Origin of the sequence: Kribbella sp. CA-294648 (assembly GCF_050943845.1) — a bacterium.
Lineage (GTDB): Bacteria > Actinomycetota > Actinomycetes > Propionibacteriales > Kribbellaceae > Kribbella.
The window spans coordinates 8,073,361-8,092,660 of sequence record NZ_CP191981.1 but is presented as its reverse complement, the minus strand read 5'-3'; the positions used below and the strand labels follow the sequence as shown (position 1 = coordinate 8,092,660).

The following is a 19,300-nucleotide window of genomic DNA, read 5'->3' as shown; positions in this document are numbered from 1 at the left end:
CGCGCTACCTCGGTGGGGCGTTGGGGGGAGGGTGCTCGGACGGCTCAGCCGGTTGGGTTGGAGGCATGCTGAGGTTGTCGGTGGGTGCGCTGCGGGATCGGTGGCAGTTGTTCGCGGGGGCTGTGGTGGCGGTGGCCCTCGGGGTCGGGCTGGTGCAGTCCGGGTTGCAGGTGATGGCTGCCGCGGATCGGGTGGTGTTGCCGGCAGGCCTTTCGGGGATCGAGCGGGCGCGCATCCGGGAGGGGTATGCGGGCGCCGCCACCTTGCTGGGTATGACGGTGATGCTTGCCGTCTTCCTGACCGTCTTCATCGTCAGTACGACGTTCGGCTTCACCGTGGTGCAGCGGCGACGCGAACTGGCGCTGCTCCGGCTGGTCGGTGCGCAACGCGGTAGCTTGCGGGTGATGCTGCTCGGCGAGGCGCTGCTGCTCGGCGTACTGGGGACCGCGGTCGGCGTACCGGTTGGTGTCCTCGGCACCTATGCGCAGTCGAAACTCCTTGTTTCGTTGGACTTGCTGCCACCGTGGTTCCATGCACCGTGGGATCCCGGTGCCCTGTACGCCGCCGCGATCGTCGGCGTCAGCACCGCGCTGACCGGCGTACTGGCTGCTGCCTGGCGGGCGTCCCGCATCACCGCGCTGGAGGCGTTGTCGGATCTGCCCGGCAATCAACCCGTGATGACCGGCTGGCGCTGGTTCTGGGGACTGTCGGCCGCGGCGTTCACCGCTTTGCTCGTCATCGCGGCCCAAGCGGCGGGAGACCTCGTCGCCGGTCTGATGATCGCGTTGCTGGTGATGGTCACCGGCTCGGTCGCGTTGAGCCAGCTCAGCCCGATCGCCGTACCGTGGGCCGGCCGCCTTCCCGCCCTCGTCCTGCGCGGCAACCTGGTCGCCGACCTCGCCCGCGCCAACGTCCTGCACGCAGTACGGCGGAGCGCTGCCACCGCGGCTCCGTTGATCGTGTTGGTCGGGCTCTTGGTCGGTCTATGGGGAACCTTCGGCACCCTCGCCAAAGCCGTCGGTGAGGAGCAGCGCCAACTCGTCACCGCCGACCTGGTGGCCGACGGTCTGGTCACTCCAGCCGCCGACCTGGCAGTCGTCTCGCCGCAGGCCGCCGTCCCGTTCACGGTACGTCGCAAAGGCCGCACCGTGTACGCCGAAGCGATCGGCATCGACCCCAAGGCGTGGCAGCAGACCCACAAACTGCGCCCACGCAAGGGATCCCTCGACCAGTTGACAGGAGCAACCATTGCGGTCGGTCCGGGCATGAGTGCCGAGGGCTACAAGCTCGGCTCGGTGCTGTCGGCAACTATCGACAAGCGGCCGGTCAAACTCAAGGTGGTCGCGATCCTGCCGGAGACGCTCGATGTCGGCGACAACTTCTTCGTCCCGCGCGCACTCACGCCTAGCGGGCGCACCGAGACGCTGGTGAAGGTTGCTGACGGCGTCGACCCGGCCATGGTCGCGCAGCGGCTGGGAGACGCACAGCCGATCGCCGACTGGGCGGAGGATCGCGGCAAGGCGCAGCAACGCGGCAACACGGGGATTTTCGCAGTGCTGATGGGCCTGGCCGGCGTGTACGCCGCGGTCGCCGTGGTGAACGCGATCGTGATGGCGTCGGCCGACCGGAGACGCGAGTTCGCGCTGGCCCGGATGGCCGGCCTGACCAGAGCCCAGGTGATCGCCGTGGCGCTCATCGAGTCGCTGACCGTCGTGCTGATCGGTGTACTACTCGGCTGTGTCGTGGCAGCCGCGGCCCTGGCCGGCGTCGCCACCGGTACTGCGAACACCTACGGTGTCGTCGTTCTCGCGATCCCCTGGCGACTGCTCGCCCTCATCCTCGGCGGCTCGCTCGTCGTCGTGGGATCGACAGCGGCGGCCACCGCCTGGGCCGCGACCAGACCTCGGCCGATCACGCTGCTGGGCGGCCGTGAGTAGTGCGGACGCCGGAGCGGCACATGAAGTAGACGATGACGTGGTGGAACGGCCGGATCAGTCCGAAGTACAGGCGTCCTACCGGGCGTAAGTAGCGCACCAGGGTGACGACCTTGAACTCGCGCACAGGTCCGGAGTCGTCGACGATGATCGCCAGGTAGGCGACCAAGTGGTTGTCGACGACTTTGAGCAGGAGGTAGTGCTCTTCCTCGCCGCGCTCCACCGTGAAGAACGAGAGCGGTTCGCCCGGGGTGAAGGTGACGTCCTCGGGGCGCAACCTCGTCCTGGCCGGCATCCCGGTCATGTCCAGCCGCAGCAACCGGGCGAAGGGCACCCGGATGGCGAACAGCGCCCGGCTCACGGCGGTTTCATTGCCCAGGGCACCGGCCACGAACTCGCGCAACGTGACCGGCCCGGACACGGTCTTCACATCGACGACATCGGACGTCGGCAGTAGGTCGGCCAGCTCAGGGAGATCTGTTCGGGTCGGCATCGATGGCTCCTGGTCAGGTGAGGAACGGTTCGCCGGTCGCCAGCGTTAGCGTGGTGGCGTAGAGCGCGCGCAGTTCGGCGCCCTTCATCGGCGGCACGACTTGCTCAGCGCCGATCAGGATCAGATAGAGCAGCCGGGCCAGCTGATCAGGTTCCTTCACCGAGCTGATGCCACGGCAGAGCTCTTGCAGATAAGCGGTCCTGGTCCGGTCGACGCGCTCCTGCGCCAGCCGCGCCTCGGGATCCTGCAAGGACCAAGCCCGTACTGCGATCTCGAGCTGGACGCTGTCGGAGTCGGCCAGAACCAGATCCAGCAGCTTGGTCAGTTTGGTAGCAGCGTCAGCCTCGGGCCGCCGCTCGACGGTGTCGATCAGCCGGGTGGTGAACTGGCTCTCGAAGTGCTCGAGCAGGGCGGTCCGGAAGCCGCCGGTGCCTTTGAAGTGGTGGTAGTACGAGCCCTTGCTCAGGCCCAGCTCGGTGGTCAGCCGCTCGATCGTCAGGGCGGGTGAGCCCTCCCCGGCCAGCACCTTCAGGCCGGCGTCGAGCCAGTCCTCCTTCGTCACCATGCTGTCGACCGTACCATACCGTTTGGTATGGCGCGTCGTTACAGTCGCAGGGTGGTGCCGCCGACCAGCAGCGAGCCGTCCAGCTCGATCGCCGGCCGATCGGGCAGGCGTAGCTCGGTGAGACGCACGCTGCCTTCGCGCACGGTCAGCACCACCGCGTCGGCCTCGAGCCGCAGGGTGCCGAAGGCATCTCCGGTCGACCAGAAGTGCTGAGCTGAGGAGCCCGCCTGGCGATGGCCGGCCTGCGCCTCGCCGTACTGCGGCGCGAAGCGCATCACGCCGTTGCGGCCGTCGTAGTCGAAGCCGGTGAGGGCGACGACCGCTCCCCAACTCGCCATCGCGCGGGCGTAGTGGTGACCACACTCCGCCTCGTCGAAGGGGTTGCGGCGCGCGCCGTCGTACCGGGCTCTGATGTTGGTGATGACCTGGAGGCCCTCGTCGACCAGGCCCTCGGAGATCAGGCCGACCGCGAGGATGTGCTCGAAGCCGGTCATCACCTCGGCGAAGTACGGGAAGGGCCGTTCGGGGCGATTGCCGCGGGGATAGCTGCACATCAGGACGGCGGACTCGTCACCCAGGACGTAGCTGCGCATGTGGTTGAAGTGGTCGTGGAAGTCGGTCCGGCCGTTGTGCTCGAGGATGCTGCGCAGCGTGGTCGTCACATGCGAAGGGTTGAGCAGCGGTCCGAGCTGGGCGAAGTAGCCGACGTGCTGGCCGACCAGTTGGTCGATCAGGCAGCCGTCGCCGAGCTGGAGCTCCGGCTTGGTCGGGTCGGCCGCGCCCATCCTCTCGCGCAGACCGGGCGCCACGTCGTCGGCGGACGCGGGCGGACGGATCTCGTGGCGGTAGTACTCGCCGTTGAACAGGTGCTCGTCCGTCCAGGCGCTGCCGTGCTCGAACATCCGCCGGCACTCTTTGGCCAGCTCCTCGTCACCGACGAAGCGGGCCATCTCCTCACCGGCACGCAGGGCCGCCAGGTACCACGACTGCATCTGCGGGTTGGGGCCGTAGTACTCGACATCCATCGTGTTGTGCTGGCAACCCTCCATCACGCCGTCGCGATCGGCGTCCCAGCCGCCGGGGATCCAGCAGAACTCCAGCGCCCGACGAGCCGCGGGCCACAGTGAGCGGAGGAACTCGTCGTCGCCGCTGAGTCGCCAGTCGCGGTGAAGCTTCACCAAGCAGCCGAGCTGCCCGTCGGCTGCGGCCACACGCCAATCTTGGGCGGCTGTCTCCAGCGGGAGGCCGACGCGGAAGCTCATCAGACCTTGCTCGTCGGTCGCGTGAGCGAACTCGACTTCCCGCAGCGACCGGGCCAGCGAACCGAACAGGTAGGGCGTGGCCTGCTCGTAGTTCCACACGTGGGTGCAACTGCCGAAACAGCTGCCGACGTGGTCGGAGCAGCCTTCCCAGCCGAAGAACCGGCCGTCCGGCGTACGGAACACGGTCTGGCTTCGGAGCGTGCTGAGGTTGAAGAGGGCTGCTTCCTTGACCGGCTCGGGGAGGTTGCTGCTCAGGAAATCGTTGACGAAGGCAAGTGATCGGGACTCCAGCTCGGACAGCTGCGGAGCGAACCTGACCAGGGCGTCCCAGGCGTCGGAGTACAGGCCGGTGTAGTGGTTGCCGACGACATCGTCCTTCTCCCAGGCGCGGCGATTCGGGAAGTGCCAGCCGAGCAGGAAGGTGATGGACTCGGTGGCGCCGGCCGGGATCGTCCGCCGATCGGCAATGGAGGCGACCGGCGTTTCCGACGTACTGGATCGCTCGTCCAGTCGGCCGTCGACGCTGAAGTCGTCCCAGAAGTCGAGCAGGCTGTCACCCCAGGAGCGATCCGCCCAGCCGGTACGACGCGTGACGTCGGTGCCGTCAGCAACGGCCAGGGCGATGGAGCCCCATTGCTCCGCTTGCGGGTCGACTCCGTTCGAGCGCAGCAGCACTCCCGCCAGGCTGTCGTTGTCGACCGGCGTGTTGTCGTTGCCAGCAGCCACATCTGTGGTGCCGTCGCGGCCGATGAAGTTCTGCCAGGCGCCGGCGACCGCGACGACGAGCGGCTCGTTGGTCCGGTTGGTGAGCTCGAAACGCAGGACCGCGACGGGCCACGAGCTTGCGGCGACATCGGTCGGTACGAACGGCGTGAACCCTTGCAACTGGACACCGACCGGCACCTCGGGATCGGTGAGGATCACTTGCCCGAACGGGTACGCCGCCTCGAACGCGGCCTGCCGGAAGCGGGGGAGGCCGTGGTTCTGGGCCGCGCTGCCGTGGGCTCCTTCGTACTCACTGAGGTCCAGCGGGCCTTCGGCGGCTCGAGTGGTGACGGCGCCGTCGGGCGTCTCGGTGCGGACAGCGAAGAACGCAGTACCGGGGTGGAATCCTTTGGACGGCCGGTTGACGATCTCCCAGTCACGGAGGTTGCCCCGGCCGCCGAGGCTGACCGTGCCGGTCCCGATGCCGCCCAGTGGAAGGGCGATCCGTCGCAACTTGTCGCCGGTGTAGGACCGCAGACCTGGCCAGTCAGCTCTCGTCATACCTCAGCAGACTAGATGCTGCCTGCTTCGGTGGAAATCGATATATAGCGGTGGAGTAGACCACTCAGGCGCGGCTGGTTGCTGCTGAGGCGATGGCCTGGGCGGCTTGCGCTGGGCCGTCGACGGCGGCGTAGAGCTTTTGGATTTGTACCGCTGCATCACGGTGGGTCGGGGTGTCGAGCATTTCCGCGGCGAGGGTGGCGAGGTTGGTGGCGGGGGTTGCGTGGCGGGCGGCGCCGAGGCGTTCGAGGAGGGCGATGTTGAGGTCTTGTTCGGGGTGCAGGGGGATGCCGAGGAGTGGGGTCCCGCTGGCCATGGCTGTTTGGGTACTGCCTTGGCCGGCGGTGGTGATGGCGAGGTCGACCTGGGGCATGACGAGGTGGCTGGGCAGGGTGCCTTCGATCATGATGCGGTCGATGGCGAGGTCGCCGAGGTCGTGGATGGTGCCGGCGACGAGGAGGCGAACGTCGAGGGTGGCGAGCGACGTGATCGCTGCGTGGACCTGGGCCGGCGCGGTCGACGTCATGGCCAGGTAGATGGTCGGGCCTGGGCGGTCGAGGAACTTCTGCACCCGATCCGGCAGTGGGAGGTCGAGGTGGGCGAAGAGTGGGCCGACTCCGGTGAGGCGCGAGCTCGGGCGGTAGCCGACTCGGCCTTCGGGGGTCCAAGCGGCCAGCTCGGCAGCTGAGACTCCCAGCACCTCGGGGATTTCCGGCACCAGCGAGAGGTCGCCGAGCAAGAGGGCTGACAGGCTGGGAACGCCTTCCACACCTAGCGATTCGGCGACCCGGTTGAAGCCTCCGCAGTACGACGTCGTGCGGTTGACGGTGCGATTGATCAGGAACCGGCTGAGCCATTGCGGGGCGCGCTTGAGACGTGGGTCGACCGGGTGGGTCGGGGCCGGGAGCAACCGCTTCTCGAAGACCGGCGGTACGAAGCTGCCTGCGTGTTCCGTGATCAGCCGGACTCCGGCCAGCCGTGAGGACAGCAGAGTGGTGATCGTGAAGCCCGTCACCGCGACCGTGATCCCGTGCGCTCTGAAGTACTCCGCTTCCGTCTGCGCATAGGACCGGATCTCGTCATCGTCGTACATGCTCTGCCGCGGGTCACCCAACCCGACGGCCGAACCGACGAAACGCGCTGCTCTGGCCGGGGACAGGCCAGGACCCAGTACGTCGTACTGGAGGCCGGCCAGGAGCCGTTCGTGCGGGCCGCCGTGGGTGGCGACGCGGACCGGGAGGCCGAGCTCGATCAGGGCGCGATGGAGCTCCAGCATCCGCGAGGTCTCGGACAGGTAGGCGCAGTGTGGCAGTAAGCAGATCACGATCTTGCCCCCTTCGGCGATAATAGGTAATATATTGCCTATGTCGTCGGAGAGCAAGACCGCAGAGCTGCTGGGGATCGGGCCGGACTCGGGGCTGGAGCCGTCGATCCGGGCGTTCCGGACCACGCTCACCCTGGCCCAGAAGCTGCGGCACGCGATGGACGAGCGACTGCGCGAGGACGGCCTGACCACGCAGCAGGCCGCGCTGATCACCGTCGTCGTCGCGGCCGGCAAACCGTCGCTGGCCGAAGCGGCCGCGGCGTTGGGTAGCACCCATCAGAACGTCGCGCAGATCGTCGCCGCGCTGGTCCGCAAGGATCTGCTCCGGGTCGAGCCGGATCCCGCCGACAAACGCCGGAAGTTGCTGGCAGCAACAAACCACAACGCTTCCTTCTGGCGCGAGCGCGACGAGGGCGATCACGCGGCCGTCGCCGACTGGTTCGGTGACCTCACTCCGGCCGAGCTCAACACCTTCTGTGAACTGTCCGACCGAGTGCTGGCCAGGCTCTCCAATGCTTAAGGCGGTGCTCGGTAGTACGGCTTTCTTCTTCGCCGCGCCCTGCGTGGTCGCGGGCGTGATCCCGTGGTGGATCAACGGCTGGTCCGACGTGAGGTTCTGGCCTGCCTGGCTGCTGATCCTCGGTGGAGTGGTGATCCTGCTGCGCGCGTTCGTCCGCTTCGTCCGCGAAGGCCGCGGCACCCCGGCGCCGATCGCGCCGACCGAACGACTGGTGATCGGCGGCGACTACCGGTTCGTCCGCAATCCCATGTATGTCGGGGTGGTGGCGGCCGTCCTCGGTCAGGCGCTGCTGTTCCTCGACGCCTGGCTCCTCGGCTACGCGGTCGTGGCCTGGGCGGTGATGGCGTCCTTCGTGCGGTGGTACGAAGAGCCCGTACTGCGGCGTCGCTACGGCTCGCAGTACGACGAGTACTGCAAGTCCGTGCCGGCCTGGATTCCTAGGGTGCGACGGTAGCGTCGGACTGGCCGGCGCGGTGCAGAGCGCCGGCCACGAAGCCGTTCGCCTTCAACTCGTCGACCGTGTCGCGCAGGAACTGGACGGTTTCTGGCTGCCGGTCCTTGGTCGTACCGACGGCCTGCTGGATCTGCATGAAGCGCTCGTCGATCAAGCGGACGTCGTTGTTTTCAGCAACAAATTTGGTGATCGGCTGGCGAATCCCGGCTGCTGCCTCGAGACCTTCGGCGCGGAAGATGTCCGTCCCTTCCGTGCCGCGCACGACCGTCGCGTTCCGCAGAGTGCGGGTCAGGAACAGGTCGTACGCCGAACCCTGCTTCACCCCGATCCGCACTCCCGGGCTGTCCACCTCGCCGACCGTGGTGAGGGGCGAGTCCGTCGGCACGGCGTACACGCCTTCGATGACGACGTACGGCGCGGTGAACGCGACCTCCGCCTCCCGCGCCGGGTCGATGGCCAGGAAGCAGAGGTCGGCCGCGCCGGACGTCATCGCCTCGAACGACTTCCGCGCCGCGTCGAAACACAAGAACTCCACCGGTACGCCGAGCCGCGCCGCGATCTCCCGGGCCAGGTCGACCGTGATCCCGGCCGGCTGCTCGGGCGTCCCCTGGGCCAGCACCGGATTGCCCAAGTTGATGGAGGCCCGCAGTACACCGGTCGGGGCCAGGTTCGCGGAGAGAGACGTCATGAGGCCCGAGGGTATAACCCCGGTCAGCTCCGAAGATCGGTGGCGATGACGCGGGCGATGTTGCGCTCGGCAAGGGCCGTGATGGTGACGAACGGGTTGACGCCGATCGAGCCGGGGATGAGGGAGCCGTCCGTCACGTAGAGATTGCGGTAGCCGCGCACCCGGCCGTAGTCGTCGGTCGCCTGGCCCAGCACGCAACCACCGAGCGGGTGATAACAGAAGTCGGCCGCGAACTCCCGGTTCCCACCGAACAGATCCCGCCGGTACGTCGTACCGGTGGCGCGGTTGATCCGGTCGAACAGGGCGCGGGCGGAGGCGATCGACGGGTTGCTCTGTGTCGAGGTCCACCGCAGGTCGGCCCGGTCGGTCCGGGCGTTGTAGCTGAACCGGCCGCGTTGAGGGCTGGCCGTGATCGCCAGGTACAGGCTCGCCCAGGTCTCCAGTCCGATCGGCAGTGGGGCGATCTCGGCGAAGGCGGGCTGGATCGGGTCGTTCCAGTTGTCGATGGCAAGCGTCGGGATGGTCGACTGGAGCAGGCCGGTCGGGTCCCACAGGTTGTTGGCGCGAGACGTCATCACGTTGCCGTTCGGTCCCCAGTTGGTGCCGATCGCACCGGAGAGGTTGGGGAGGGCATCGGTTTCGCGAGCCCTGAGCAACAATTCGGTGGTACCGATGCTGCCGGCGCCGAGGAAGAGGTACCGGCAACCTAGTTCGCTCCTCTGGAGAAGCTTGCCGGTGGCATCGATCTGTTCGAGCGTCAGAACGTAGCCGGAGCGGTCCTGGCGGATTGCGGTGACCCGGGTGAGGGTGCGGATCGTCACCTTACCGGTGCCGACCGCATCGGCCAGGTAGGTCTTGTCGAGGCTCTGCTTACCGTGGTTGTTGCCGTAGATCACCTCGCCGGCCAGTGCGGACCGGGGTACCTCCCGGCGCTCTTCGCGTTGCAGGTAACGGAAATCGTAGACGTTCGGGATCACAGTCGTCTTGAAGCCGGCCAGGTGTGCGTGCCGGCGGGACACCCGGGCGTAGCGGTACGCAGGTGTCCTCTCCAGGTAGCGCGGGTCGATCGTGTTGACGCCGAGCATCCGATTGGCCAGTGGGAAGTACCGCTTGTACATCTGGTCCGCGTCGACCCGCGGCAGCACCTGCTCGAAGTACGAGCGGCGCGGCGTCGGCGCCATCCCGCCGTTGACCAGCGACCCGCCGCCGACGCCGCGACCGACGTACACGCCCATGTTCGGATAGTCGATCCGGTCGAGCACACCGGCGTACGGCGTACCGATGTCGCGGTTGACGACGTCGAGCCACAGGAACGTGTCGAGTGGGGCCTTGGTGCGGCGGTTGAACCACATCGAGCGGGAGTCCGGGTTCAGGGTCGAGCAGAAGATCTTGCCGTCCTTGCCGGGCTTGTTCCAGAGCCGGCCCATCTCCAGCATGGTCGTTCTGATGCCGGCCTCGCCGAGCCGCAGCGCGGTGACGGCGGAGCCGTAGCCGCTACCGATCACGACGGCGGGGACGAAGTCACGCCGGCCGGCGGTGGTGGCGCGGGCGGTGCTGATCTGGGTGAGGCCGAGGGCGGCCGCGGAGGTGAACGCGGTCAGGCCGGCGAATCGGCGGCGGGACATAACGGACGGGTCAGTCTCGGAAAGGCGCATTGGCGCACCGTAGTAGGTCGAACGCAGGGAGTAGCAGTCTCTGTGGCCAGCGTCACATCGCCAGGCTCCGGCCCGGCGGTTTTGTGCAGGTGTGCAAAGTTGCAGGAATAATAAGTTGCACACACTGCAAGTTTGTCCGACCGTGGAGATGTGATGGAGATCGAGGACGACGCCGCGCCTCCGGGCCGCCGGGAGCGCAAGAAGCGGGAGACCCGGGCGGCGCTGACCGCCGCGGCGCTCCGGCTGGCGCTGGAGAAGGGACCGGACAACGTCACGGTCGAGGAGATCAGCGAGGCCGCCGATGTCTCGGTGCGCACCTTCTTCAACTACTTCTCGCACAAGGAACACGCCATCCTCGCCCGCAATCCCGAGCATCTCGCCAGTGCGCTGGAGCGGTTCCGGTCCGCGCCGGCCGAGCAGTCGCCACTCACCGTGATGTGGCTGATCGTCCACGACGTGCTGCGGGACCTGATCAGCGAAGGCGAGTTGTCGCGGCGCGGTGAGCTGATCATGGGCAGTCCGAACCTGCTCTACCACCTGATGCTGTCGAGCTTCGACGACGAACGGCAGTTGTCGGCGGCGCTGGCGGAGCGGATCGGCGATCCACTCCGGGCGATGCTGATCGTCAGCACGGCCGGCGCCGCCTGCCGGGTGGCGATGGAACTGCACAAGCAGGCTCCGGACCGCCCGGTCGGCGACGTCCTCGACCGCGCCTTCCAACTACTTGCCCAAGGCATCGATCCGGCATTCGCGCCGGATCCGGACGGACAGAAAGGCTTTTGATGACCACCACCGACGCGGTGGCCGAACCGGTTGCCCAACTCACCCCGCGACAGACCGTGCAGGCCATCTCCGGCCTGATGATGGGGATGTTCGTCGCCATCCTGGCCGGCACCGTCGTGTCGACCGCGCTGCCGCGAATCATCCATGACCTCGAAGCCAGCCAGTCGTCGTACACCTGGGTGGTCACTCTCGAGCTCCTCGCGATGACGGCCACCGTGCCGCTGTGGGGCAAGCTGGCCGACCTCTACAACAACAAGCTGCTCGTCCAGCTCTCGCTCGGGTTCTTCGTGATCGGTTCGATCGTCGCCGGCCTCGCCCCGAACATCGAGGTACTGCTGGGCAGCCGGGTCCTGCAGGGTCTGGGTGCCGGCGGCCTGACCGCGCTGGTCCAGATCGTGATGGCGGCGATCATCCCGCCGCGCGAACTCGGCCGCTACTCCGGCATCTTCGGCGCGATCTTCGCCTCGGCGACCGTCGGGGGACCGCTGCTCGGCGGTTTCCTGGTCGACTCGCCGCTGGGCTGGCGGGCCTGCTTCCTGGTCGGTGTGCCGTTCGTGCTCGCTGCGATCGTGCTGCTGCAGCGGACGCTGAAGCTGCCGACCGTGCGCCGCGAGGTGAAGATCGACTGGTGGGGCGCGTTCCTGATCACCGCCGGAGTGAGCACCTTGCTGGTCTGGTCGTCGTTCGCCGGGAACAAGTTCGACTGGGCGTCCGGCTGGAGTTTCCTGCTGGTCGGTGCCGCGCTGGTGGCGCTGGTCGCGGCCGTCCTGGTCGAGCGCCGGCACCCGGAGCCGATCATCCCGATGGACCTGTTCCGCAACCGCACGGTGACCCTGTCGATCGTCGCCAGCGCGCTGGTCGGGGTCGCGATGTTCGGTGGCTCGGTGTTCCTGGCGCAGTACTTCCAGATCGCGCAGGGCTACTCGCCGACCAAGGCCGGGCTGATGAGCCTGCCGCTGATCCTCGGCATGATGGTCGCCTCCACGATCGCGGGTGGGCTGATCACGAAGTACGGGAAGTGGAAGATCTACCTGGTGGTGGGCAGTGTGCTGCTGCCGGTCGGGCTGGCGCTGTTCGGCACGATCGACGCGCACACCAGCTCGCTGACGCTGTGGGGCTTCATGGTGGTGCTCGGCGTCGGCATCGGACTGGTGATGCAGAACCTGGTGCTCGCCGCACAGAACGACGTACCGGCGCGTGAGCTCGGTGCGGCCACCTCGGCGGTGAGTTTCTTCCGCAGCATGGGCGGCACCATCGGCGTCAGCGTCCTCGGCGCGATCCTGGCCAACAAGGTCACCGAGACACTGAACCCGGGCGGCGCTGCATCCGGCAGCAACACGGTGCCGAACATCGCCGAGCTCCCACCGGAGGCGCGAGTGGTGGTCGAGAACGCGTACGGCGCAGCAACGGCCGACCTGTTCATGATGTCCGTACCGTTCGCAGTACTGGCTCTGATCGCCGTCCTCTTCATCAAGGAGAAGCCCCTCCTCACCACCACCGGCGCCGAACGCCGAGCCCACGAGGAAGCAGCTGACAAACTGGACGCATGATCGTTGCATTCAGCATCAGCCCGGCCGCCGGGGACGAAACCGGAGGCGTGAGCGAAGCGGTCGCCGAAGCGGTCCGCATCGTCCGCGCCTCCGGCCTCCCGAACGAAACCAACGCGATGTTCACGAACATCGAAGGGGAGTGGGACGAGGTGATGGCCGTGGTCAAACAGGCGGTCGAAGCAGTAGCCGCCGTCTCGCCCCGCGTCGGCCTGGTCCTGAAGGCCGACATCCGCCCCGGGTACACCGGGCAACTGACTGCCAAGGTGGAGCGGATCGAGCAAGCCCTCTCTTAGTGGGAGTTGAGGGCCTTGAGGGTTTCCGCGTAGCGGTTCTCGCGCTCGGCGTTGCGGAGGAAGTTGACTCGCTCGACGGCGACTTCCTCGGCTTCGGGGTGGTCGCGGAGGATGGCCATCGTCTCGGTGAGGTAGTCGTCGAGGGGCATCGCGCGCTCGTCGTTCTCCTGGCCCATCAGGGCGGTCTGGACGGCCGGCGGGATGATCTCGATGACCTGGATCGGGGTGCCGGCGAGCTGGAGGCGCAGGCTTTGGGTGTAGCTGTGGACGGCGGCCTTGGTGGCGTTGTACGTCGGGGTGATCACGAGCGGTACGAAGGCCAGCCCGGACGAGACGGTCAGGATTGTCGGGTCCTGCTTCGTCGCCAGGTACGGCGTGAAGCGGGTCAGCGTCCGGATCGTGCCGAGCAGGTTGGTGGTGACGATCGCCTCCGCCGTGGCCAGGTGGGCCGGGTCGAGCAGGTTCTCCGGGTGCATGATGCCGGCCATCGTGACGATCGCGTTCAGCTCGGGGTACCGGCTCGTCACGTCCTCGAAGGCGGTGTCGATCGAGGCGGGATCGGCGACGTCGAGTTCCACGGTGCCGATGCCGGGGTAGTCGGTCGCGATCTGGTCCAGCAACTCCTTGCGCCGGCCGCCGATGATCACCGTGTTGCCGAGCTCACGCCAGCGCAACGCCAGCCCCAGCCCGAGACCCGAAGTACCGCCGGTGATGAAGATCGTGTTGCCTGTCGTTTTCATGGCTCCAGCGTCGGCCGGTCCGCGGCCGGCAACCAGGGCCGGTTCAGCCACTGCTCGACAAGCAGTGGTTAACGCCCGGTACTGCTGAACAATGGGCTCATGGACTACGGGGAACTGTCGCACTTCCTGCGCAAACGCCGCGAGGCCTTACAGCCCGAGGACATCGGCCTGCCCCGCGGCCGCCGACGCCGTACTCCGGGCCTGCGGCGCGAGGAGGTCGCTTCGCTCGCCGTGATGTCGACCGACTACTACAGCCGTCTCGAAGGCGGACGTGGTCCGCAGCCGTCGACCGAGATACTCGCGGCCATTGCGCGCGCACTGCGGCTGACGCTGGACGAGCGGGATCACCTCTATCTGCTGGCAGGGCATGGGATCCCGGCCCGGGCGTCCGGTGGTGACCACGTGAATCCGGGGTTGTTGCGGATCATGGATCGCCTCGTCGACACCCCCGCCCAGGTGTTCAACCGGCTCGGCGAGACCTTGGTGCAGACGTCGGCGGATGTGGCCTTCGAAGGCGAGCTGACGAACTTCGAAGGGCTGGAGCGCAGCAACATCTACCGGTGGTTCATGGTCGGCGGCGAGCGAGAGCGCTATGCCGACGAGGAGTTGCGTGCCAACCACAGCCGCGTCCTGGTGTCGGGGCTGCGATCCGTCTTCGCCACCGACGGGAGCAAGTCGCGGGCGGCGACGATCGTGCGGGCGCTGCTGGACGGCAGCGCGGAGTTCGGCCGTCTCTGGGACGCGCACGAGGTCGGGATCAGGCACGTCGGGACCAAGCGGTTCCTGCACCCGGCAGTGGGCGAGCTCGAGCTGCACTGCCAGCTCCTCGACGACCAGGAGCAGCAGCAGACGCTGCTGGTTTTCACCGCCGCGCCGGGCAGCGTGAGCGCCGAGCGCCTGGAGCTCCTCTCCGTCCTCGGCAGCCAGCGACTGCTAGGTGCGGAAAGCTGAACGCTAACTCGCCTCCGCGGCCGTTCGGGTTCGGGCTCGGCGGCTGAGGTAGAAGGCGAAGGCTGCGGTGGGGAAGAACATCACGATGCCGTAGACGGCGACCGGGATGGACATCTCGCTGTTGTTGAGGAGGGACGGGCTGAGAGCGATGGTGAGGGCCAGGGTGGCGTTGTGGATGCCGATCTCCATCGAGCAGGCGATGGACTGGCGCTCGCCCAACTTGGCCAGCTTCGGTACGGCGTACCCGAAGGCGAGGCTCAGGACGTTGAGCAGGAGCGCGACCGCGCCGACGGCGGCGATGTAGTCGAGCACGTTGTCGCGCTCGGTGTAGATCGCGGCGAAGATCACCAGGGCCAGGACGACGATCGAGCCGATCTTGACCGGCCGGGTCATCTGGGCGGCAAAGCCCGGTTTCTTGCTGCGAATGAGCATGCCCAGTGCGACCGGGACCAGCACGATCGCGAACACCTGCAGCATCTTCGCCGGTTGCAGCCCGATCTCGCCGTCGCCCATGAAGTGGGCGAGGGACAGGTTGACCACGATCGGCAGGGTGATCACGGCGAGCACCGAGTTGACCGCGGTCAGCGTGACGTTGAGCGCCACGTCGCCACCGGCCAGGTGGCTGAACAGGTTGGCGGTGGTGCCGCCGGGGGAGGCGGCCAGCAGCATCATCCCGACGGCCAGTGCGGGAGCCAGGTCGAAGAGCTTGACCAGGCCGAAGCAGATTGCCGGGAGCAACAGAACCTGCGTGCCCAGTGCAACCAGTACGGCGCGCGGCATCCGCAGTACCCGGGTGAAGTCGGCGACCGTGAGGGTCAGGCCGAGGCCGAGCATGATGATCGCCAGCGCGATCGGCAGCATGACCGACGTGAGCACGGAGTCGTTCACTGCGGCTCCTTCTTTGAGTACCCGGGGAATGACGGATGCTTAGAGTGACAGTGGCCGAAGGCCTCGGCAAGACCTAGCCGTCTGTATTACCTTGCCGGGCATGAACAAGACCCTGCGCATGGCCGCCCTCGCGGCTGGAGTTCTGCTGACCATCTCACAGCTCGTCCCGGCCCAGGCGGCCGGTCGCCACGGACCGAAGTACGAGTGGGACCTGAAGCCGACCGGCAGTGCATCGCAGTTCCGGGGGCTGGCCGCGGTCAGTGCGGACGTCGCGTGGGTGGCGGGTAGCCAGGGCCAGGTCCTGCGGACTGTCGACGGCGGTAAGAAGTGGGAGAACGTCAGCCCGCCCGGTCAGACGCTCCTGTTCCGTGACGTCGAGGCGTTCGACGCCGACACCGCGGTGGTGCTCGCGATCGGCACCGGCGACGCCTCCCGGATCTACCGGACCGCGGACGGCGGCAAGACCTGGGCGGAGTCGTTCCGCAACACCGACCCGGTGGCGTTCTACGACTGCCTGGACTTCAACAACAAGTTGCACGGCCTCGCGTTGAGTGACCCGGTGGACGGGAAGTTCCGGATCGCGGAAACCTCCGACGGCGGCAAGTCGTGGCGGATCCAGTCGACCAAGGGCATGCCCGCGGCGCTGCCGGGCGAGTTCGCCTTTGCGGCGAGCGGGACCTGTCTGGTGGCGGGACCGGGACGGATGGCTTGGTTCGCGACCGGCGGCGGCGACCGGCCGCGGGTGTTCAGGACCCTCGACGGTGGGCGGTCGTGGAAGGTGACCGACTCCCCGATGGCGAGCGGCGAGGCGGCCGGCATCTTCACTCTGGCCTTCCGCGGTCCGCTGCACGGCGTGGCGGTCGGCGGTGACTTCGCGACGACGGGCGGCGCGGTGAAGGCCGCGTCGTACACGTCTGATGGTGGTCGGAGCTGGAAGCTGGTGCCGGCCGACAAGGCGCCGAAGATGTACCGCAGCGGATCGGCGTACGTGCCCGGGACGCTGGCGACCTTCATTGCCGTCGGTCCGACGGGGAGCGACGTGAGCGTTGACGGTGGGCGGAGCTGGAAGCAGTTCGACGACGGCAATTACGACAGCGTCGAGTGCGCGGGGCACGGGTTCAAGGCGGCGTGCTGGGCCTCGGGCCCGAAGGGCGCGGTCGCCCGGCTGACCGTCAGTCACTGATCCTGCTGCGAAGCTGCCTGTAATTAAGGCCGGCGACACCCGTACGTCGTGCGGGGGTCGCCGGTTCACGGTCAGGATGGGGTCATGCGAAAACTTCCCACCAAATTGCTGGTCACCGTCCTGGGCTTGCTGATGGTGCTGCCTGCGGCGTCCGCCGCGGCGAGCGGCAGCGAGCAGCAGGAACGGCCCGCCCGTCCGTTGAAGGTGATGAGCTACAACATCCACCACGGTGCCGGGACCGACGGCGTCCTGGATCTCGAGCGGATCGCCCGGGTGATCGAGAACTCCGGCGCCGACCTGATCGGACTGCAGGAGGTCGACAGGCACTGGAGCGAGCGGAGCAACTGGGTCAACCAGCCGGCCTGGCTCGCGGCGCGACTGAAGATGCACTACGCCTACGCGGCCAACCTGGACCTGCCGCCGCTGAACCCAGGTGAGCCGCGTCGGCAGTACGGCACCGCCGTCTTGTCGAAGACTCCGATCAAGCACTTCGAGAACACGCTGCTGCCGAAGTACCCGACCGGGGAGCAGCGCGGGCTGGCGGTCGCGACGACCAAGATCCGCGGGATCGACCTGCGCTTCGCCAACACCCACCTGACCCACAACAACAACGCGGAACGGCTCGAGCAGGCCCAGAAGGTCGCCGAGCTGCTGGCAGGCTCGAAGGTGCCGACCTTCGTGGTGGGCGACCTGAATGCCCGGCCGACCGCGCCGGAGATCACCACGCTCACCAAGATCTGGCGCGACACCTGGGCCGAGGTCGGCGCCGGCCCGGGCTACACGAGCCCGACCGGCAACCCCGCGGCCCGGATCGACTACCTGCTGCACTCCAGCAAGATCGAGCCGGTGTCGGCCGAGGTCCTCACCACCATCGCCTCCGACCATCTTCCGGTCGTCGCCACCTACCTGCTGCGATAGCCCGTACTACGCACCGCCGGCCCGGCGCTCATCCCCCCGCGGGATGGGCGCCGGTTTTCGTTGCCCCCGGCAGCGACCCGGGCCGGCGGTTGCCGTCGGCCCCGGACGGCGGTTGCTCTGGGCCCGGATCGGTGGTTGCTCAGGGCCCGGAAATCGGCCGGGAAAATCGGGGCGTGGGAATTACAAGCTTGTAGTTTGTCAAGCCGACACGCAGGTGAAACAAAGGTATTAGTGTGAAAGGTGTTCCCATTGGGGCTGCAGGCAACTAGTGTCACGTATGAGGTCCAGTTGGACCAAAAGATCGCCGGCCCTGGGGAAGGGGCCGGCGAGCGGCGGAAGGAAACACCCGATGCGGACGCCCTCACGGGTCGCGTCCGGCAAGCGGGACACGGGCACTGGGAAGACCGGTAGAGCTCTGCTCTCCGGGGTGCTCGCGGTCTCACTGGCCGGCACCATGGCCCTGATCACCGTTCCGGCCCAGGCGGACCCCAAGCCGCCGGTCATTCCGTCCCAGTCCACCGTCGACGCCGCCCGGAAGGCAGCCGCCGCGAAGGCCGCCCAGGTGGCCGCCATCGAGCAGCAGTTGGCCGGTGCCGGCGCCCGGCTCGAGCAGCTCGGGTTGCAGGCCGCCAAGGCCGGCGAGCTCTACAACGGCGCGATGTACCGGTTGCAGCAGGCGCAGAGCGAGGCCAAGTCCGCCGCGGACCGGGCCGACCGGGCGGAGAAGAGGCTGGCGGCTCAGCGGCAGCAGATCGGTCGCTTCGCGGCCGCCACGTACCAGGGCGGTGGTGATCTCGCCCAGATCGGGCCGCTGTTCACTGCTGACGGGCCGCAGCAACTGCTCGACTCGGCCGGTGCCGCGCGCTCGGTGTCGCAGGCGATGCAGGGTTCCTACCTGCGGTACACCGCGAGCCAGGTCGTCACCAACGCGTTCAAGCTGCAGAAGGACCAGGCCGTCACCAAGGTGAAGGCCGCGACAGAAGAGGCGGCCAAGGCAAAGGCAGCCGCGGAAGCCGCCGAAGCCGAGCAGCGGTCGGCGGTGGCGGCGATCGCAGTACAGCGCAAGCAGCAGATCGCTCAGCTGGCCACGCTGCGCAACACCTCGGTGCAGGTGGCCGAGCAGCGGCAGCGCGGGCTCGAGGAGCTGGCCCGGCAGCGGGCCGCGGCGCTGGCCGCGAAGAAGGCCGAGGAGCTCCGCAAGCGGATCGCCGCGCGCGAAGCGGCCGAGCGTGCCGAGGCAGCTCGGGAGGCCCGGGCGGAGGCAGCCCGAGAGGCTGCTCGGGAGGCTCGAGCGGAGGCCGCCCGGAAGGCTCGCGAGGAGCGCGAGCACAAGAACAACAACAACGACAACAGCAGCAAGAAGCCGGTGAAGAAGCAGCCGCCGAAGAAGCAGCGGCCCGGCACCGGTGGGAAGCGGGACGATGGTGGCTCCGGGCGCAACTCGCGCGGCGCCCGAGCCGCCATCGATTTCGCGCTGGCCCAGATCGGCGATCCCTACGTCTGGGCCGCGGCCGGTCCGAACGCGTGGGACTGCTCCGGGCTGACGATGCAGGCGTGGCGACGGGCCGGGGTGCGGCTGCCGCACTACAGCGTCGCGCAGTACGAGCAGACCAAGCGGATCTCCGAGGACGAGCTGCGGCCGGGCGACCTGATCTTCTGGTCCGAGACCCCCGGCGACCCGGGCACGATCTTCCACGTCGCGATGTACCTCGGCGGTGGCCGGATGGTGCACGCGCCGCGGACCGGCCGCCCGGTCACCATCGACAGCGTCTACTACTGGGAGGACCCGGACTTCTTCGGCCGGCCGTGATTCAAAGCCGCCCAAGTGGGAAC

The 19,300-nt window shown here is 67.9% G+C and carries 18 protein-coding genes; 10 read left to right on the top strand and 8 right to left on the bottom strand.

What is annotated here, in order from left to right; all coding sequences use genetic code 11:
* Positions 1-65: 65 nt before the first annotated feature.
* Positions 66-1,937 carry an FtsX-like permease family protein gene (locus ACQPYM_RS38580; RefSeq protein WP_433011151.1) on the top strand — a complete coding sequence of 624 codons (1,872 nt, stop codon included), beginning with the start codon at positions 66-68 and terminating at the stop codon, positions 1,935-1,937.
* Here ACQPYM_RS38580 and ACQPYM_RS38575 read toward each other — a convergent pair.
* From ACQPYM_RS38575 to ACQPYM_RS38560, 4 genes are all read right to left on the bottom strand, one after another.
* Positions 1,912-2,427, bottom strand: coding sequence for a DUF2867 domain-containing protein (locus ACQPYM_RS38575; RefSeq protein ID WP_433011149.1), 516 nt, complete (start codon positions 2,425-2,427; stop codon positions 1,912-1,914). The two genes, ACQPYM_RS38580 and ACQPYM_RS38575, sit on opposite strands and share 26 nt — an antisense overlap.
* 13 nt (positions 2,428-2,440) lie before the next feature.
* On the bottom strand, positions 2,441-2,992 hold the full coding sequence (locus ACQPYM_RS38570) for a TetR/AcrR family transcriptional regulator (RefSeq protein WP_433011146.1): 552 nt from the start codon (positions 2,990-2,992) through the stop codon (positions 2,441-2,443).
* Between the two features lie 38 nt (positions 2,993-3,030).
* On the bottom strand, positions 3,031-5,520 hold the full coding sequence (locus tag ACQPYM_RS38565; RefSeq protein WP_433011143.1) for a GH116 family glycosyl-hydrolase: 2,490 nt from the start codon (positions 5,518-5,520) through the stop codon (positions 3,031-3,033).
* Between the two features lie 64 nt (positions 5,521-5,584).
* Positions 5,585-6,844, bottom strand: coding sequence for a glycosyltransferase (locus ACQPYM_RS38560; protein WP_433011140.1), 1,260 nt, complete (start codon positions 6,842-6,844; stop codon positions 5,585-5,587).
* A 40-nt stretch (positions 6,845-6,884) separates the two neighbouring features.
* Between ACQPYM_RS38560 and ACQPYM_RS38555 the strand changes: the two genes are divergently transcribed.
* Together ACQPYM_RS38555 and ACQPYM_RS38550 are read left to right on the top strand one after the other, a co-directional pair.
* Complete coding sequence (locus ACQPYM_RS38555; RefSeq protein WP_433011137.1) at positions 6,885-7,364, top strand: MarR family winged helix-turn-helix transcriptional regulator; 480 nt, start codon at positions 6,885-6,887, stop codon at positions 7,362-7,364.
* Positions 7,365-7,368: 4 nt separating this feature from the next.
* A complete protein-coding gene (locus ACQPYM_RS38550; RefSeq protein WP_433011134.1) occupies positions 7,369-7,818 on the top strand; it encodes a methyltransferase family protein in 450 nt (149 codons plus the stop codon).
* On the opposite strand, the gene ACQPYM_RS38545 is transcribed toward ACQPYM_RS38550, so the two are convergent.
* Both ACQPYM_RS38545 and ACQPYM_RS38540 read right to left on the bottom strand, forming a co-directional pair.
* A complete protein-coding gene (locus tag ACQPYM_RS38545) occupies positions 7,802-8,506 on the bottom strand; it encodes a transporter substrate-binding domain-containing protein (RefSeq protein WP_433011131.1) in 705 nt (234 codons plus the stop codon). The genes ACQPYM_RS38550 and ACQPYM_RS38545 overlap by 17 nt on opposite strands.
* A gap of 23 nt (positions 8,507-8,529) precedes the next feature.
* Positions 8,530-10,161, bottom strand: a complete 1,632-nt coding sequence (locus tag ACQPYM_RS38540) for a GMC oxidoreductase (protein WP_433011128.1) — start codon at positions 10,159-10,161, stop codon at positions 8,530-8,532.
* A gap of 153 nt (positions 10,162-10,314) precedes the next feature.
* Between ACQPYM_RS38540 and ACQPYM_RS38535 the strand changes: the two genes are divergently transcribed.
* Genes ACQPYM_RS38535 through ACQPYM_RS38525 form a run of 3 tightly spaced genes read left to right on the top strand, consistent with a single transcriptional unit; the run spans position 10,315 to position 12,787 of the window.
* Positions 10,315-10,944, top strand: coding sequence for a TetR family transcriptional regulator (locus tag ACQPYM_RS38535; RefSeq protein WP_433011125.1), 630 nt, complete (start codon positions 10,315-10,317; stop codon positions 10,942-10,944).
* The gene (locus ACQPYM_RS38530; RefSeq protein WP_433011122.1) at positions 10,944-12,494 is read left to right on the top strand and encodes an MDR family MFS transporter; all 1,551 of its coding nucleotides are present in this window, start codon (positions 10,944-10,946) and stop codon (positions 12,492-12,494) included. Before ACQPYM_RS38535 ends, ACQPYM_RS38530 begins: the two co-directional genes overlap by 1 nt.
* Positions 12,491-12,787 (top strand): thiamine-binding protein, encoded by a 297-nt coding sequence (locus tag ACQPYM_RS38525; RefSeq protein WP_433011119.1) that lies wholly within the window; start codon positions 12,491-12,493, stop codon positions 12,785-12,787. The genes ACQPYM_RS38530 and ACQPYM_RS38525 overlap by 4 nt, the downstream gene beginning before the upstream one ends.
* Here ACQPYM_RS38525 and ACQPYM_RS38520 read toward each other — a convergent pair.
* A complete protein-coding gene (locus ACQPYM_RS38520; RefSeq protein ID WP_433011116.1) occupies positions 12,784-13,527 on the bottom strand; it encodes an SDR family oxidoreductase in 744 nt (247 codons plus the stop codon). The two genes, ACQPYM_RS38525 and ACQPYM_RS38520, sit on opposite strands and share 4 nt — an antisense overlap.
* A 99-nt stretch (positions 13,528-13,626) precedes the next feature.
* Here ACQPYM_RS38520 and ACQPYM_RS38515 point away from each other — a divergent pair, with 99 nt between their 5' ends.
* Positions 13,627-14,478: a helix-turn-helix transcriptional regulator gene (locus tag ACQPYM_RS38515; RefSeq protein WP_433011113.1), complete on the top strand. Its 852-nt coding sequence runs from the start codon at positions 13,627-13,629 to the stop codon at positions 14,476-14,478.
* Between the two features lie 3 nt (positions 14,479-14,481).
* Here ACQPYM_RS38515 and ACQPYM_RS38510 read toward each other — a convergent pair whose 3' ends face one another.
* Positions 14,482-15,366: a bile acid:sodium symporter family protein gene (locus ACQPYM_RS38510; RefSeq protein ID WP_433011110.1), complete on the bottom strand. Its 885-nt coding sequence runs from the start codon at positions 15,364-15,366 to the stop codon at positions 14,482-14,484.
* Positions 15,367-15,466: 100 nt separating this feature from the next.
* Here ACQPYM_RS38510 and ACQPYM_RS38505 point away from each other — a divergent pair, with 100 nt between their 5' ends.
* The 3 genes from ACQPYM_RS38505 (at position 15,467) to ACQPYM_RS38495 (ending at position 19,277) form a co-directional block, all read left to right on the top strand.
* The gene (locus tag ACQPYM_RS38505) at positions 15,467-16,549 is read left to right on the top strand and encodes a WD40/YVTN/BNR-like repeat-containing protein (protein WP_433011107.1); all 1,083 of its coding nucleotides are present in this window, start codon (positions 15,467-15,469) and stop codon (positions 16,547-16,549) included.
* A gap of 84 nt (positions 16,550-16,633) precedes the next feature.
* A complete protein-coding gene (locus tag ACQPYM_RS38500; RefSeq protein WP_433011104.1) occupies positions 16,634-17,467 on the top strand; it encodes an endonuclease/exonuclease/phosphatase family protein in 834 nt (277 codons plus the stop codon).
* A gap of 349 nt (positions 17,468-17,816) precedes the next feature.
* Positions 17,817-19,277, top strand: a complete 1,461-nt coding sequence (locus tag ACQPYM_RS38495) for an NlpC/P60 family protein (RefSeq protein WP_433011102.1) — start codon at positions 17,817-17,819, stop codon at positions 19,275-19,277.
* The last annotated feature ends 23 nt before the right edge of the window (positions 19,278-19,300 follow it).